The 15091-nt window shown below is 75.4% G+C and carries 12 protein-coding genes; 10 read left to right on the top strand and 2 right to left on the bottom strand.

Going from position 1 to position 15091, the window contains the following annotated elements; translation table 11 throughout:
- Nucleotides 1-2 precede the first annotated feature (2 nt).
- On the bottom strand, nucleotides 3-1226 hold the full coding sequence (locus tag WDV86_RS10985; RefSeq protein ID WP_339567676.1) for a PQQ-dependent sugar dehydrogenase: 1224 nt from the start codon (nucleotides 1224-1226) through the stop codon (nucleotides 3-5).
- 154 nt (nucleotides 1227-1380) lie between these two features.
- On the opposite strand from WDV86_RS10985, the gene WDV86_RS10980 reads away from it, so the two are divergent.
- The 3 genes from WDV86_RS10980 (at nucleotide 1381) to WDV86_RS10970 (ending at nucleotide 4805) form a co-directional block, all read left to right on the top strand.
- The gene (locus tag WDV86_RS10980; RefSeq protein ID WP_339567675.1) at nucleotides 1381-2388 is read left to right on the top strand and encodes a 2-hydroxyacid dehydrogenase; all 1008 of its coding nucleotides are present in this window, start codon (nucleotides 1381-1383) and stop codon (nucleotides 2386-2388) included.
- A gap of 52 nt (nucleotides 2389-2440) precedes the next feature.
- The gene (gene ilvD / locus WDV86_RS10975; RefSeq protein ID WP_339567674.1) at nucleotides 2441-4195 is read left to right on the top strand and encodes a dihydroxy-acid dehydratase; all 1755 of its coding nucleotides are present in this window, start codon (nucleotides 2441-2443) and stop codon (nucleotides 4193-4195) included.
- Nucleotides 4196-4313: 118 nt separating this feature from the next.
- Entirely contained in the window at nucleotides 4314-4805 is a 492-nt protein-coding gene (locus tag WDV86_RS10970; RefSeq protein WP_339567673.1) for an Lrp/AsnC family transcriptional regulator, read from the top strand.
- A gap of 6 nt (nucleotides 4806-4811) precedes the next feature.
- On the opposite strand, the gene WDV86_RS10965 is transcribed toward WDV86_RS10970, so the two are convergent.
- Entirely contained in the window at nucleotides 4812-5246 is a 435-nt protein-coding gene (locus tag WDV86_RS10965) for a GNAT family N-acetyltransferase (RefSeq protein WP_339567672.1), read from the bottom strand.
- A gap of 392 nt (nucleotides 5247-5638) precedes the next feature.
- Here WDV86_RS10965 and lat point away from each other — a divergent pair, with 392 nt between their 5' ends.
- From lat to WDV86_RS10930, 7 genes are all read left to right on the top strand, one after another.
- Nucleotides 5639-7093, top strand: coding sequence for an L-lysine 6-transaminase (gene lat, locus WDV86_RS10960; RefSeq protein ID WP_339567671.1), 1455 nt, complete (start codon nucleotides 5639-5641; stop codon nucleotides 7091-7093).
- Nucleotides 7090-8523: a 2-oxoadipate dioxygenase/decarboxylase gene (gene hglS, locus WDV86_RS10955; protein ID WP_339567670.1), complete on the top strand. Its 1434-nt coding sequence runs from the start codon at nucleotides 7090-7092 to the stop codon at nucleotides 8521-8523. The genes lat and hglS overlap by 4 nt, the downstream gene beginning before the upstream one ends.
- Before the next feature lie 220 nt (nucleotides 8524-8743).
- Nucleotides 8744-10276, top strand: coding sequence for an L-piperidine-6-carboxylate dehydrogenase (gene amaB, locus WDV86_RS10950; RefSeq protein WP_445263045.1), 1533 nt, complete (start codon nucleotides 8744-8746; stop codon nucleotides 10274-10276).
- A 370-nt stretch (nucleotides 10277-10646) separates the two neighbouring features.
- On the top strand, nucleotides 10647-12620 hold the full coding sequence (locus tag WDV86_RS10945; RefSeq protein ID WP_339567668.1) for an acetolactate synthase large subunit: 1974 nt from the start codon (nucleotides 10647-10649) through the stop codon (nucleotides 12618-12620).
- Complete coding sequence (gene ilvN / locus WDV86_RS10940; protein ID WP_339567667.1) at nucleotides 12617-13180, top strand: acetolactate synthase small subunit; 564 nt, start codon at nucleotides 12617-12619, stop codon at nucleotides 13178-13180. The genes WDV86_RS10945 and ilvN overlap by 4 nt, the downstream gene beginning before the upstream one ends.
- Before the next feature lie 126 nt (nucleotides 13181-13306).
- Nucleotides 13307-14332 carry a ketol-acid reductoisomerase gene (gene ilvC, locus WDV86_RS10935; protein WP_445263035.1) on the top strand — a complete coding sequence of 342 codons (1026 nt, stop codon included), beginning with the start codon at nucleotides 13307-13309 and terminating at the stop codon, nucleotides 14330-14332.
- A gap of 174 nt (nucleotides 14333-14506) precedes the next feature.
- Nucleotides 14507-15073, top strand: a complete 567-nt coding sequence (locus WDV86_RS10930) for an ASCH domain-containing protein (protein ID WP_339567666.1) — start codon at nucleotides 14507-14509, stop codon at nucleotides 15071-15073.
- Nucleotides 15074-15091 lie beyond the last annotated feature (18 nt).

Raw genomic sequence — 15091 nt, 5'->3', positions numbered from 1 at the left:
GGTCAGCGCAGCGGCACCCGCAGCAGCTGGTCCTGGCCGTCCCCGTCGTTCGTGAGCACGCGCAGCGCACCCCCGCCCGGGGCGGGGGAGACGTCGCGCAGGCGGCCGTGCTCGCCGACGAGGTAGGCCTCCGGCTCGCCGACCGGGCCGCCGCCGGGGCTCGTCGACACCGGGACGCGCCAGAGCCGCTGGCCACGCAGGGCGCTGACCCACACGGCGTCGTCGACGACGGCGAGCCCGCTCGGCGACGCCTGCGCCGGCGACCACCAGACGATCGGGTCGGTGAAGCGGGAGGCGTCCCCGCCGGGGCCCTCGACCTCCGGCCAGCCGTAGTTGGCGCCGGGGGTGACGAGGTTCAGCTCGTCCCAGGTGTCGGCGCCGAACTCGCTGGCGTACAGGCGCCCCTGGGCGTCCCAGCCGAGCCCCTGGACGTTGCGGTGGCCCAGGCTCCACACCGGCGAGCCCTCGACGGGGTTGCCGGGCGCGGCGTCGCCGTCGGGCGTCAGGCGCAGCACCTTCCCGGCGAGGGAGCCCGGGGCCTGCGACAGCTCGGGCTGCTGGGCGTCCCCGGTGGTCACGTAGAGCATCCCGTCGGGCCCGAAGGCCAGCCGCCCGCCGTTGTGCGTGCGGGCGCGGGGGATGCCCTCGAGGACCACCTCCGGCTCGCCGAGGGAGTCCCCGTCCAGGACGGCGCGGACGACGGCGTTGTCGTCGGCCCGCGTCACGTAGGCGTAGAGGAGGGAGTCCTCGGCGAAGGTGGGCGACAGCGCCAGTCCGAGCAGGCCGCCCTCGCCCGCGGGGGCCGCGCCGCCGACGGTGCCGTCGGCGGACGTCGTCGCGACGTCTGTCCGGGCCCCCTCCTCGTCGACCCGGACGACGCGCGCCTCGTCCCGCAGGCTCACGAGCGTCGTGCCGTCGGGCAGCGCGACCGCGGACCAGGGCAGGGGCAGGTCGCCGGCGACCTCGGTCACCTCGCCGCTCGGCCGTCCGGCCACGGACGGGTCCGGCGGCGGGGGCGGCGTGGTCGAGGTCTCTCGCGGCGTCGGCACGGACGGCGGGGACGCCGGAGGCACCTGGCCGGTCGGGACGGGGGAGGAGGACGTCGCCTCCTGCCCGCACCCGCCCAGCACGAGGAGAGCGGTGGCGGCGGCCGCCGCGAGGCCGGACCGGCCCCGGCGGGCCGGGGCGGGCCGTCGGCGGGCGGCAGAGGTGTCGACGCTGACCATGCGCTTCCCAACGTGCCAGAGCGGAGGACTGCTCCCGGCGACCCTCGCCGGTCCTCCCATGGTGCGCCGTCGTGTGCGTCCACCCGCGACCACCCCGCCGGTCGGGGGACGGTCCGCGCGCGGCCAGCGGGCGCGCACGCGGCACGATGGCCGCGTGGACTCCCGCGACCGCCCGCTGCTCGTCTCCTTCCCCGACGCCGACCTGGCCCGCGAGGTGGGCGCCCCGCTCGCGGGTGCCGGAGCCGCTGCCGGGCCTGCGGACGGCGAGGTCGTCGACGGCGTCGAGGCGGTCGTCTGGGACGTCGCCGAGCCGCCGCGCGAGGCGCTGGGCGAGGACGTCGACCGGGTGCGGCTGGTCGTCCTGCCCTACCACGGCACCCCGGCGGCGGTCGGCTCGCTTGGGGACCTGCCCGGTCTGCGGGTCGTCCAGACCCAGACCACCGGCGTCGACGCCGCGTCCGCGCACGTGCCGGACGGCGTCACGCTCGTCTCGGCCGCGGGTGCGCACGACGCCGGGACCGCCGAGATCGCGCTCGCGCTGCTGCTCGGGAGCATCCGCCGGCTGGACGAGGCGGTCCGGGACGCCGCGCAGGGGCGGTGGCGGGCGCCGGAGCGCCTGCGGCCGGGGCTCGCCGGCAGGACGGTGCTGGTGCTCGGGACGGGCGGCATCGGAGACGCCGTCGTGCGCAGGCTGCTGCCGTTCGAGGTGGACGTCGTCCGGGTCGCCCGCAGCGCGCGGACCGACGACCTCGGGCCCGTGCGCGCGATGGAGGAGCTGGCGGACCTGCTCCCGACGGCCCACGCCGTGGTGCTCGCCGTCCCGCTTACCGACGCGACGCGCGGTCTCGTGGACGTCGACTTCCTGGCCGCGCTGCCCGACGGCGCCGTCGTCGTCAACGTCGCGCGGGGGCCGGTCGTCGACACGGGCGCCCTCGTCGCCGAGGTGGAGAGCGGCCGACTCGCGGCGGCTCTCGACGTCACCGACCCCGAGCCGCTGCCGCCCGACCACCCGCTGTGGCGGCTGGACGGCGCGCTCGTGACCCCGCACGTCGGCGGGGCGACCGACGCGATGCGCCCGCGCGTCGTCGCGCTGCTGCGCCGCCAGCTGGCCGCGCTCGTCGACGGCCGCGAGCTGGAGAACGTCGTCGCCACCGACGGCTGACGCCGGGACGGACCGGCCGGGGACGCCCCGAGGACGCTCCTAGACTCCGGGCATGACCTCCGGGACCGCCGACGCGCCCGTCACCACCTCCCCCGCACCGCCCGAGGGGCTCCCGGGCGTCGACCCCAAGCCCCGCAGCCGGCAGGTGACCGACGGCCTGGAGGCCACGGCCTCCCGCGGGATGCTGCGCGCCGTCGGCCTGGGCGACGACGACTTCGCCAAGCCGCAGATCGGTGTCGCGAGCTCGTGGAACGAGATCACGCCCTGCAACCTCTCCCTCGACCGGCTCGCGAAGTCCGTGAAGGACGGCGTGCACATCGCCCAGGGGTACCCGCTGGAGTTCGGCACGATCTCGGTCTCCGACGGCATCTCCATGGGCCACGAGGGCATGCACTTCTCGCTCGTCTCCCGCGAGGTCATCGCCGACAGCGTCGAGACCGTCATGCAGGCCGAGCGCCTCGACGGCTCCGTGCTCCTGGCCGGCTGCGACAAGTCCCTGCCCGGCATGCTCATGGCGGCCGCGCGCCTGGACCTCGCGAGCGTCTTCCTCTACGCCGGGTCGATCCTGCCCGGCATCGCGAAGCTCGAGGACGGCAGCGAGAAGCAGGTCACCATCATCGACGCCTTCGAGGCCGTCGGCGCGTGCTCGCGCGGGCTCATGAGCCGCCGGGACGTCGACGCCATCGAGCGTGCGATCTGCCCCGGCGAGGGTGCCTGCGGCGGCATGTACACGGCCAACACGATGGCCAGCGCCGCCGAGGCGCTCGGGATGTCGCTGCCCGGCTCCGCGGCGCCGCCGGCGACCGACCGTCGCCGGGACGGCTTCGCGCGGCGCTCCGGCGAGGCCGTGGTCGAGCTCCTGCGCCGCGGCATCACGGCCCGCGACGTCATGACGAAGGAGGCGTTCGAGAACGCCATCGCCGTCGTCATGGCCTTCGGCGGCTCGACGAACGCGGTGCTGCACCTGCTGGCCATCGCCCACGAGGCCGAGGTCGAGCTGACGCTGGCCGACTTCGACCGGATCGGCTCGCGCGTCCCGCACCTGGCCGACGTCAAGCCCTTCGGGCAGCACGTGATGACCGACGTCGACCGCGTCGGCGGCGTCCCCGTCGTCATGCGCGCGCTGCTCGACGCCGGGCTGCTGCACGGCGACGTGATGACCGTGACCGGCCGGACCATGGCCGAGAACCTCGCCGAGATCGCCCCGCCGGACGTCGACGGGGCCGTCCTGCGGGCGATGGACGCGCCGATCCACCGCACGGGCGGCATCACCGTCCTGCACGGCTCGCTCGCCCCCGGCGGCGCGGTCGTGAAGTCCGCCGGCTTCGAGTCCGAGGTGTTCGAGGGGACCGCGCGCGTCTTCGACCGGGAGCGTGCCGCCATGGACGCCCTGGAGGACGGCACCATCGCCGCGGGCGACGTCGTCGTCATCCGGTACGAGGGGCCCAAGGGCGGGCCCGGCATGCGCGAGATGCTGGCCATCACCGGCGCCATCAAGGGCGCCGGTCTCGGCAAGGACGTGCTGCTGCTGACCGACGGGCGATTCTCCGGCGGGACGACGGGGCTGTGCGTCGGGCACGTCGCCCCCGAGGCCGTCGACGCCGGCCCCATCGCCTTCGTCCGCGACGGCGACCGCATCCGCCTCGACGTCACCGCCAAGACCCTCGACGTCCTCGTCGACGCCGACGAGCTGGCCAGGCGGCGCGCCGACGGCTGGGAGCCGTTGCCGCAGCGCTACACCCGCGGCGTCCTCGCCAAGTACGCCAAGCTCGTCGGCTCCGCGTCCGGGGGAGCCGTGCTGGCCTGAGGTCCAGGCCCGAGGGCGTCGTCACGGTCGTCCAGGCTCGGTGGACGACCACGTCGCCGCGCTCGTCGGCTGGTGCCCGTCGGCGCGCAGCGGAGGGCGTCTGGGTACGGTCCCGGCCATGCCCGCGCCGACGCCCGGCCCCGAGGTCGACGACGTCGACCGCGCGATCGTCGCCGCCCTCGTGGCGGACGGGCGCACGAGCTTCACCGACCTGGGCCGGCAGGTCGGGCTCCCGACGTCGACCGTCCACCAGCGCGTCCGGCGCCTGGAGCAGCGGGGCGTGGTCAAGGGGTACACCGCCGTCGTCGACCACGAGGCGCTCGGGCTGCCGCTCTCGGCCATCGTCTCGGTGACGCCCTTCGACCCGGCCGCGCCCGACGACGTCCCCGAGCGCCTCGCCCGGGTCGCCGAGGTCGAGTCGTGCTGGTCGGTGGCGGGGGAGGAGAGCTACGTGCTGCTCGTGCGCACCCAGACCCCGGGGCGGCTGGAGGAGGTGCTGGCCGAGATCCGCACCGTCGGGTCGGTGGCCACGCGCACCACGGTCATCCTCTCGACGCCGTTCGAGGGGCGCCGCCACGCGCGCGAGATGCCGGCGGGCGAGCCAGGCTGACGTCGCTCACGCCGTGGGCTCGCGGCGCATGTGCAGCGTCGGCACCCGCTCCCGGAAGCAGCCCGTCGCCCCCGTCGGGGAGAAGCCGTGGCGCCGGTAGAAGGCGATGGCGCGCTCGTTGTAGCTCGCCACCTCGACGCGGACGCCGCGCCCGCCCGTCCACGCCAAGGCACCGCTCATGAGGCGCTCGGCGACGCCGGTGCCCTGGTGGGCGCGCAGCAGGTAGATCGCCGCGAGCGTGGCGTCCGGCTCCTCGCCGCCCGGCCTCTCGTCCTCCGGCCCCTCGTCGGGCTCGCCGTCCGCCGGCTGCTCGGCGTGGACGAAGCCGACGACGTCGTCGCCGCTGCGCGCGACCCGGTAGTAGACCCGGCTCGGGTCGGACCGCTGCGCGGCGAAGGTGCGACGTCGGTACTCCTCGGCCTGAGGTCTGAGGAGGGGCACGAAGAGCTCCTCGACCCACGCCGCGTCGACGCCGTGCTCGGGCGCTCGGGTAGGTCTCCAGCCAGGACTGCCGGTGCATGACGCCGAGCGCGCGGGCGTCGTCGTCACGCGGCGCCTCGACCCTCACCACGACGTCCTCCTCCGACCTCGTCCGTCCTTCCGACCCCACGCAGCACACCTTCCTCTCTCCGCGGAGCGACCTCACAGGGCTTTTCGAGCTGCTCGTTGCGCGTCGCGGTCGCCGCCCGTCGCCGGGGGAGGGACGCGTCACGGTCGTACATCGCGGGGAAGACGCGTCCGGTGGCCGATCGTCCGGAGGGAGTGGGTGGCGACGGGATGAACACCGCGCACGGTCCTTGCTCGCCGGAGGATCTCCCGCCTACCCTGCGGGCATGAGCGCTCCCACCGTCGACCGTCCGCAGGCCGCCCCGCACGTCGGGGAGGCAGAGGCCGTCACCGCCGCCACGGCCCACGAGCACGTGGCCGCGCACATGCTGGACGACGGCCTCGGGCTGGTCCTCGACCTCGCGGCCAGCCGCGGCTCGCGCCTGGTCGACGCGCGCGACGGCACCTCCTACCTCGACATGTTCACCTTCTTCGCCTCGTCGGCCCTGGGCATGAATCACCCGGACGTCGCCGAGGACGAGGACTTCCGTGCCGAGCTGCTGCAGGCGGCGCTCTCGAAGCCGAGCAACTCCGACATCGTCACCGTCGAGCGGGCCCGCTTCGTCGACACCTTCGCCCGCGTGCTCGGCGTCCCCGAGCTGCCGCACCTGTTCTTCGTCGAGGGCGGCGGCCTGGCGGTCGAGAACGCGCTCAAGGTCGCCTTCGACTGGAAGAGCCGCTGGAACGAGGCCCATGGGCTCGACCCGGCGCTCGGCACCAAGGTGCTGCACCTGCGCCAGGCCTTCCACGGCCGCACCGGGTACACGATGTCGATGACGAACACCGACCCGACCAAGGTGGCGCGCTTCCCCCAGTTCGACTGGCCGCGCGTGGACAACCCGCACCCCGTCGAGGGGGAGGCCGACAGCGTGCTGCGGGCCCGCGAGGACGCCGCGCTCGCCCAGGCCCGCGCCGCCTTCGAGGCGCACCCGCACGACGTCGCCTGCGCGATCGTCGAGCCGATCCAGGGCGAGGGCGGCGACAACCACCTCACGCCGCGCTTCCTGCAGGGCCTGCAGGCGCTGTGCCACGAGTTCGACGCGCTCTTCGTCTGCGACGAGGTGCAGACCGGCTGCGGCCTCACCGGCACCGCCTGGGCGCACCAGCAGCTCGGGCTCGAGCCGGACGTGGTCGCCTTCGGCAAGAAGGTGCAGGTCTGCGGCGTGATGGCGGGCCGCCGCGTGGACCTGGTGCCGGACAACGTCTTCCGTGTCTCGAGCCGCATCAACTCCACGTGGGGTGGCGGGCTCGTCGACATGGTCCGGGCCCGGCGCATCCTCGAGGTCTGCGAGCGCGACGACCTCTTCGGGCACGCCTCCCGGGCCGGGACGCACCTCGTGGCCGGTCTGCACGACCTCGCCGCCCGCCACCCGGAGGTCACGGGCGTGCGGGGCCGCGGGCTCATGTGCGCCTTCGACCTGCCCGACGGCGAGCGCCGCGCCGCGCTGCTGGCCCACCTGGAGACCCACGAGCACGTGCTCGCCCTCGGCTGCGGCACCCGCAGCGTGCGCTTCCGGCCGACGCTCACGGTCACGACGGCCGAGCTCGACGAGGCCCTCGCCGCCCTCGACCGCAGCCTGTCCGCCCTCTCCGGCACGGCCTCCGGGGACCCGCACATGGCCGGCGCCGCCGCCGGGGCGAGCGTCGGGTCCGTGCCGGCCCCCCTGCCGAGCGGCCGATGAGCTCCGGGGCGCTCGTCGGCACCACCGCGCTGCGCGCCCGCTTCGCCGCCGCCCTCTCGAGCCTCTACGCGGGGGAGGTCCCGGCCTACGGCACGCTCGTCGAGGTCGCCGGTGCGGTGAACGCGGCCGTCATGGCCGGCGACCCGGCGACGGCCCAGCGCCTCGGCAGCATCGAGCGGGTCACGGCCGAGCGGCACGGCGCCATCCGGGTCGGCACCGCCCGCGAGCTGGGCCAGGTGGGCCAGGTCTTCGCAGCCCTCGGCATGCACCCCGTCGGCTTCTACGACCTGCGCGAGGCCGGCCAGCCCGTCCCGGTCGTCTCCACCGCGTTCCGCCCGGTCGAGGAGGAGGAGCTGGCGGCCAACCCGTTCCGCGTCTTCACCTCGGTGCTGGCGACGGACGACCGCCGCTTCTTCGACGCCGACCTCCAGGAGCGCCTCGAGGCGCGGCTGGCGCAGCGCGAGCTCTTCAGCCCCCAGCTCCTCGCCCTGGCCGCACGGGCCGAGGCAGACGGTGGCCTGGGGAGCGAGGACGCCGACGTCTTAGTCCGTCTCGCGACGGCGGCTTTCGCCCTCTCGCCCGAGCCCGTCGACGCCGCCTGGTACGCCGAGCTCGAGCGCGTCTCGGGCGTCGCGGCCGACATCGGCGGCGTCGGCTCCACCCACGTCAACCACCTGACGCCCCGCGTGCTCGACATCGACGCGCTCTACGCCCGGATGACCGAGCGCGGCGTCACGATGATCGACGCGATCCAGGGCCCGCCCGGCGGCGGGGACCCGGTGCTGCTGCGGCAGACCAGCTTCCGAGCGCTCGCCGAGCCGCGGGCGATGCGGGACCCGGACGGCTCGGTGCGCGAGGGGGCTCTGCGCGTGCGCTTCGGCGAGGTCGAGGCCCGCGGGTGCGCGCTCACCCCGGCCGGCCGGGCCCGTTACGACGCCTGGATGGCGGCCGGCGGCACCCCGCAGGAGCGGGAAGCGCACTGGCGCAACCTCTTCCCCGCCGACGCCGACGCCCAGGCCGCCGCGGGTCTGACGAGCGTGCGTTGGGTGCCCGTCGCTGACCGGCCCGCGGACGGGCGCACCCCGGTGGGCGACCTGGCGCGGCTGCTCGCCGACGGGTGGGTGCGCGCCGAGCCCGTCGTCTACGAGGACTTCCTGCCCGCCTCGGCCGCGGGGATCTTCGCCTCCAACCTCGACCGGCGCGACGACGAGCCCGGGGGGCGCCGTGGCGACGGCGGCGCCAGCCACCGCGACCTCGCCTGGCTCGCCGAAGCCCTCGGCCGTGACGTCCTCGACCCCGTCGACCTCTACGCGGCCACCTCCCGCGCCAGCGCCGACGGCGTCGCCCGCGCCCTCGACCTCCCGCCGCTGGACCTGCCCGTCGCCGACGCGGCGGCGTCCGGCCGGGGCGGGGTCCTCGAGCACGCCTGAGGACACGGTCGCCTGCCACGCTGGCCCGACCCGGTCCAGCCCTCGAGCCGGACCTCGCCCGACCCGCCCACCCGCCCTTGACGGCGATCCCCGAGGAGCACCTCTCGTGACCAGCACCACCGCCACCACGACCGACCGGCCGACCGAGGGGGAGCCCCTCGAGGGCGCCGCAACCCCCGGCGGCGAGCACGTCCTCGGGCTGCGGCGCAGCACCGCCGAGATCCGCGAGGACGCCCTCGCCGCGCTGCGGGCGTGCGGGGTCGACGTCGACGCCCTCACCGCCGAGGGGGAGGCGGCTGCCGCCCGCGGGGCCGCCGTCGTCACCGCGCGCACCCCCATCACCGGCGAGGACCTCCTGGCCCTGCCGGCCACGAGCCCCGACGGCGTCGAGGCCGCCGTCACCCTGGCAACCGGTGCCTTCGGCGTCTGGCGGACGACGCCGGCGCCCGTGCGCGGCGCCCTCGTCAAGCGCCTCGGCGAGCTGCTCGTCGAGCACCTGGACGACCTCGCGGCGCTCGTGACGACCGAGGTCGGAAAGACGCCGTCCGAGGCGCGCGGGGAGGTGCAGGAGATGGTCGACGTCTGCGACCTCGCCGTCGGCCTCTCCCGCCAGCTGACCGGCCGGACGATGCCGTCCGAGCGCCCCGGCCACCGCCTCATGGAGACCTGGCACCCGCTCGGGCCGGTCGCCGTCGTCTCGGCGTTCAACTTCCCCGTCGCGGTGTGGTCGTGGAACAGCGCCCTCGCCGTCGTCTGCGGCGACCCGGTCGTGTGGAAGCCGTCGGAGCTGACCCCGCTGACGGCGCTCGCCTGCACCGCCCTGGCCGAGCGGGCCGCCCGTGAGTGCGGTGCGCCCGAGGGCCTCTTCCCGGTCGTGCTCGGCGGCGCCGACGTCGGCCGCCAGCTCGTCGACGACCCGCGCGTCCCGCTGGTCTCGGCCACCGGCTCGGTGCCGATGGGCCGTGACGTCGCCGCCCGGGTCGCCGCCCGCTTCGGCCGCTCGCTGCTGGAGCTGGGCGGCAACAACGCCGCCGTCGTCGCGCCGTCGGCCGACCTCGACCTGGCGGTCCGCGGCATCGTCTTCGCCGCCGCCGGCACGGCGGGGCAGCGCTGCACGACGCTGCGCCGCCTCCTCGTGCACTCCTCGGTCGCCGAGGAGCTGCTGGCGCGGCTCGTCGAGGTCTACGGCCGGCTCGCGGTCGGGGACCCGACGGCCCCAGGCGCTCTCGTCGGCCCGCTCGTCGCCCCCCGGGCCGCCGAGGCGATGGAGGCGGCGCTGGAGGCGGCGCGCGCCGACGGCGGCGAGGTGCTCGTCGGCGGCGAGCGGGTCCTGGTCGAGGAGGCGCCCGCGGCCCGCTACGTGCGGCCCGCGCTGGTGCGGATGCCGGCGCAGACCGACGTCGTGCGCGCCGAGACCTTCGCGCCCGTCCTCTACGTCATGACCTACGACGACCTGGCCGAGGCCGTCGCCGTGCACAACGACGTCCCGCAGGGCCTGTCCAGCGCCATCTTCACGACCGACGCCCGAGAGGCCGAGGCGTTCCTGGCCGCCGACGGCTCCGACTGCGGCATCGTCAACGTCAACATCGGCACCTCCGGCGCCGAGATCGGCGGGGCCTTCGGCGGGGAGAAGGAGACCGGCGGCGGCCGCGAGTCCGGCTCGGACTCCTGGCGCGCCTACATGCGCCGGGCGACCAACACGGTCAACTACTCCGACGAGCTGCCGCTCGCCCAGGGCGTCGACTTCGGCTGAGCGCCCGTCGGCCTCCGCGGGCCCGCGGAGAGCATCCGCTGCGCGAGACGCCCGTCCCACCCCTCGGGACGGGCGTCTCGTCGGTTGACGACGGCGGCCGAGCGGGCGCACTGTTGGCCCATGTCGAGTCCTCAGGACCTCCTCGTAGTTCTCGGGCGTGCGTGAGCCCGACGCCCTGACGGCTCCGCACGCGACCCCTCGCACCGCCCGCGCACCGCGCCGGCCGAGGGGTCTTGTCATGTCCGGGGCCGCCGCGGCGCAGCGAACGAGCTCCTGACGAGGCGACCAGCACCACCCGCACCACCGCCACGAGCACCCGCACCACCACGAGCCCGACCCGGGCCCGTGCCGCCCCACGTGGAGGACCGCCATGGCCACCGCCGACCAGCGCACCGCCCCTCGCCCCGGCCCGCCCGCCCCGGCGCCCCGCCCCGCCCCGCCGGCGCACGCGCAGCGGACGGTCGGCCAGGGGAGCGCGCACCCCGGCCCGAGCGCGCGGGCCGAGCCGGAGCCGATGACCGGCGCGCAGAGCCTGGTGCGGTCCCTGGAGGAGGCGGACGTCCGCGTCGTCTTCGGCATCCCCGGCGGGGCGATCCTGCCCGCATACGACCCGCTGCTCGACAGCCCCACGGTGCGTCACGTGCTCGTCCGCCACGAGCAGGGCGCCGGGCACGCGGCGCAGGGCTACGCGCAGGCCACCGGCCGCGTCGGCGTCTGCATGGCGACCTCGGGCCCCGGCGCGACGAACCTCGTGACGGCCATCGCGGACGCGCACATGGACTCGGTGCCCATGGTCGCCATCACGGGCCAGGTCTCCTCGGCCGCCATCGGCACCGACGCCTTCCAGGAGGCGGACATCGTGGGCATGACGATGCCCGTCACCAAGCACAACTTCCTCGTCACCGACCCCGCGAAGATCCCCCAGACCATCGCCGAGGCCTTCCACATCGCCTCGACCGGTCGCCCGGGCCCGGTGCTCGTCGACATCGCCAAGGACGCCCTGCAGGCCCGGACGACGTTCCAGTGGCCCGAGCACCTCGACCTGCCCGGCTACCGCCCGACCACGACGCCGCACCGGCGCCAGGTCCGCGAGGCCGCGCGGATGCTCGCGGCCGCCGAGCGTCCCGTGCTCTACGTGGGCGGCGGCGTCATCAAGGCGGGTGCCTCGGCCGAGCTGGCCGAGCTCGTGGAGCTGTCCGGCGCTCCCGTCGTCACGACGCTCATGGCCCGCGGGGCCCTGCCCGACAGCCACCCCAGCAACCTCGGCATGCCGGGCATGCACGGCACCGTCGCCGCCGTCACGGCGCTGCAGAAGGCCGACCTCCTCGTCACCCTCGGGGCGCGCTTCGACGACCGCGTGACCGGCCTGCTCTCGAGCTTCGCGCCGGACGCCCGCGTGGTCCACGCCGACGTCGACCCGGCCGAGATCGGCAAGAACCGCGCCGTCGACGTCCCCATCGTCGGGGACGCGCGCCGGGTCCTCGCCGACCTGCTGCCGGCGCTGCGCAGCGAGCACGAGGAGGGCCACCGCGCCGACCTGTCGACGTGGTGGCGCCAGCTCGACCAGCTGCGCCGGGACTACCCGCTCGGCTACACCCCGGCCGAGGACGGCTCGCTGTCGCCGCAGCACGTGATCTCCCGGCTGGGGGAGATCGCGGGGCCCGAGGCGACCTACGTCGCCGGCGTCGGCCAGCACCAGATGTGGGCCTCGCAGTTCGTCCGGTACGAGCGCCCCGGCAGCTGGATCAACTCCGGCGGCCTCGGGACCATGGGCTACGCCGTGCCCGCCGCCATGGGCGCGAAGGTCGGCGACCCCGACCGGGTCGTGTGGGCCGTGGACGGCGACGGCTGCTTCCAGATGACCAACCAGGAGCTCGCGACGTGCGCGCTCAACGGCATCCCCATCAAGGTCGCCATCATCAACAACTCCAGCCTCGGCATGGTGCGCCAGTGGCAGACCCTCTTCTACGACGGGCGCTACTCCCACACCGACCTGCACACCGGGGCGGCCGTGGCGATGGGCCAGCGCATCCCCGACTTCGTCAAGCTCGCCGAGGCCTACGGCTGCGTCGGCCTGCGGTGCGAGCGGCCCGAGGACCTCGACGCGACGATCGAGGCGGCCATGGCCGTCACCGACCGGCCCGTCGTCGTGGACTTCGTCGTCCACCGCGACGCGATGGTCTGGCCGATGGTCGCGGCCGGCGTCAGCAACGACCGGATCGAGTACGCGCGCGGCATCTCCCCGGTGTGGGACCGCGACGAGGAGACGAGCACCGAGGACGACGACGCGGCCGCACCCGCCGGGCCGGTCGCCGTCGCCGACGCGACGGAGGAGGGGCGATGAGTCTCCTGCAGCCCGCCCAGCAGCAGGGGCGGTCGACGACGCGGCACACCCTGTCCGTGCTCGTCCAGGACGTGCCCGGTGTCCTGGCCCGGGTCGCCGGGCTGTTCTCCCGCCGCGGGTTCAACATCGTGAGCCTCGCCGTCGGGCCCACCGAGCAGGTCGGGACGTCCCGGATGACGGTCGTCGTGGACGTCGAGTCCCTGCCCATGGAGCAGGTGGTCAAGCAGCTCAACAAGCTCGTCAACGTGCTCAAGATCGTCGAGCTGGACGAGGACGCCGCCGTCCGGCGGGAGCTGCTGCTCGTGAAGGTCCGTGCCGACGCGGCCACGCGCTCGCAGGTGCTCGACGTCGTCCAGCTGTTCCGGGCGCACGTCGTCGACGTCGCCCCCGAGGCCCTGACGATCGAGGCCGTCGGGGAGCCCGAGAAGCACGCCGCCCTGCTTCGCGTGCTGGAGCCCTTCGGCGTCCGCGAGCTGGTGCAGTCCGGCCAGGTCGCCCTGGCGCGCGGCGCCCGCTCGATGACCGACCGGCCCGCCGACCGGCCGCTGCGCTCAGCCTGACGTCCGACGCCTCGTGCCTCGCGCCGCAGGCGCGACGCCCTGGCCCGCCGGCGCCCGAGCCGCACCAGACCGTCCGTCCCGCACCACCGACCGTCCTGCACCCGCAACCGTTGAGGAGCCCTTCCCGTGGCCGACATGTTCTACGACGCCGACGCCGACCTGTCCCTGATCCAGGGCCGCACCGTGGCCGTCATCGGCTACGGCAGCCAGGGCCACGCGCACGCGCTGAGCCTGCGCGACTCCGGCGTCGACGTCCGCGTCGGCCTCGCCGAGGGCAGCCGCAGCCGCGCCAAGGCGGAGGCCGAGGGCCTGCGCGTCGTGACGCCGGCCGAGGCGGCCGCCGAGGCCGACTTCGTCGTCGTCCTCACGCCCGACCAGGTCCAGCGCGGCCTGTACGCCGAGGCCATCGAGCCGAACCTGCAGGACGGCGACGTGCTGCTCTTCGCGCACGGCTTCAACATCCGTTTCGGCTACATCACGCCGCCGGAGACGGCCGACGTCGTCATGGTCGCCCCCAAGGGCCCCGGCCACCTCGTGCGCCGCGAGTACGTCGACGGCCGCGGCGTGCCCGTCATCGTCGCCGTCGAGCAGGACGCGAGCGGGCAGGCCTGGCCGCTGGCGCTGTCCTACGCCAAGGCGATCGGCGGCCTGCGCGCCGGCGGCATCCGCACGACCTTCACCGAGGAGACCGAGACCGACCTGTTCGGCGAGCAGGCCGTGCTGTGCGGGGGTGCCTCGGCGCTCGTCCAGGCGGGCTTCGAGACGCTCGTCGAGGCCGGCTACCAGCCCGAGGTCGCCTACTTCGAGTGCCTGCACGAGCTCAAGCTCATCGTCGACCTCATGTACGAGGGCGGCATCGCCAAGCAGCGCTGGAGCGTCTCGGACACCGCCGAGTACGGCGACTACGTCTCCGGCCCCCGCGTCGTCGACGCGCAGGTGAAGAAGAACATGCAGGCGGTGCTCTCCGACATCCAGGACGGCACCTTCGCCCGCCGCTTCATCGAGGACCAGGACGCCGGCAAGCCCGAGTTCACGCGCCTGCGCGAGCAGGGCGAGGCGCACCCCATCGAGGAGACCGGCCGCAAGCTCCGCGGCCTCATGAGCTGGGTCAAGAGCGACGACGACTACGTCGAGGGCACCGCGGCGCGCTGACGCCGGCCCGACCCGCCGCGACCATCGCGCGGGCGGTCGACGAGAGCGACGAAGCGCAGGTCACCGGAGCCTGGTGGCCTGCGCTTCGTCGCTCTCGTGCTCCCTCGTCCGTGCTCCCCTCTCGTGCCCGAGGGGTCGGTCGGGAGGAGCAGCAGCACCGGGGAGGATGGGGCCATGGACCCCGCACCGCAGGACGCCGCGCCCGTCGCCCCGGAGGAGATCGTCCGGTTCTGGGAGACCGCGCGCGGGCGCGCGGGGATCGGCCGCCTCGCCGTCGTCACCGGCACGACGTCGTCGACGGCGCTCCCGCCGCCCGCGTGGGCCTTCGGCGACTCGCCGGAGATGGCCGACGAGCTGCTCGCGCTCGTCCTCGCGGGCACCAAGACGGCGACGGCGAGCGCCCGCTGGGAGTACGAGCACGAGGGCGAGGACCTGCCTCGGGCCGGTGATCTCTCGATCGTCCTCGACGGTGCCGGCCACCCCCGCGCGCTGGTGCGGACGACGTCGGTCGACGTCGTCCCGTTCGGCGAGGTCGGCGCCGAGCATGCCCGCGCCGAGGGGGAGGGAGACCTGTCTCTCGCGTACTGGCGCGAGGTGCACGAGCGCTTCTTCACCGAGGCGCTGGAGCAGGTGGGCCGCTCCTTCACCCGCGACCTGCCGGTGGTCTGCGAGGGGCTGACGCTGCTCTACCCGAGGCCCTCGGCGGCCCGCGAGAAGGCCCCGGAGCTCGTCGACGCCTGAGACCCGCCTCGCGGGACG

Origin of the sequence: Pseudokineococcus sp. 1T1Z-3 (genome assembly GCF_037482365.1) — a bacterium.
GTDB lineage: Bacteria > Actinomycetota > Actinomycetes > Actinomycetales > Quadrisphaeraceae > Pseudokineococcus.
Note: the sequence above shows the minus strand (reverse complement) of the source record. Positions and strands in the feature narration are given on the sequence as shown.

Coding starts and splice junctions, on each gene's coding strand:
- WDV86_RS10985 (WP_339567676.1), bottom strand. CDS start 1,226: ATGGTCAGCGTCGACACCTCTGCCGCCCGCCGACGGCCCGCCCCGGCC.
- ilvD (WP_339567674.1), top strand. CDS start 2,441: ATGACCTCCGGGACCGCCGACGCGCCCGTCACCACCTCCCCCGCACCG.
- WDV86_RS10970 (WP_339567673.1), top strand. CDS start 4,314: ATGCCCGCGCCGACGCCCGGCCCCGAGGTCGACGACGTCGACCGCGCG.
- lat (WP_339567671.1), top strand. CDS start 5,639: ATGAGCGCTCCCACCGTCGACCGTCCGCAGGCCGCCCCGCACGTCGGG.
- hglS (WP_339567670.1), top strand. CDS start 7,090: ATGAGCTCCGGGGCGCTCGTCGGCACCACCGCGCTGCGCGCCCGCTTC.
- WDV86_RS10945 (WP_339567668.1), top strand. CDS start 10,647: ATGGCCACCGCCGACCAGCGCACCGCCCCTCGCCCCGGCCCGCCCGCC.
- ilvN (WP_339567667.1), top strand. CDS start 12,617: ATGAGTCTCCTGCAGCCCGCCCAGCAGCAGGGGCGGTCGACGACGCGG.
- WDV86_RS10930 (WP_339567666.1), top strand. CDS start 14,507: ATGGACCCCGCACCGCAGGACGCCGCGCCCGTCGCCCCGGAGGAGATC.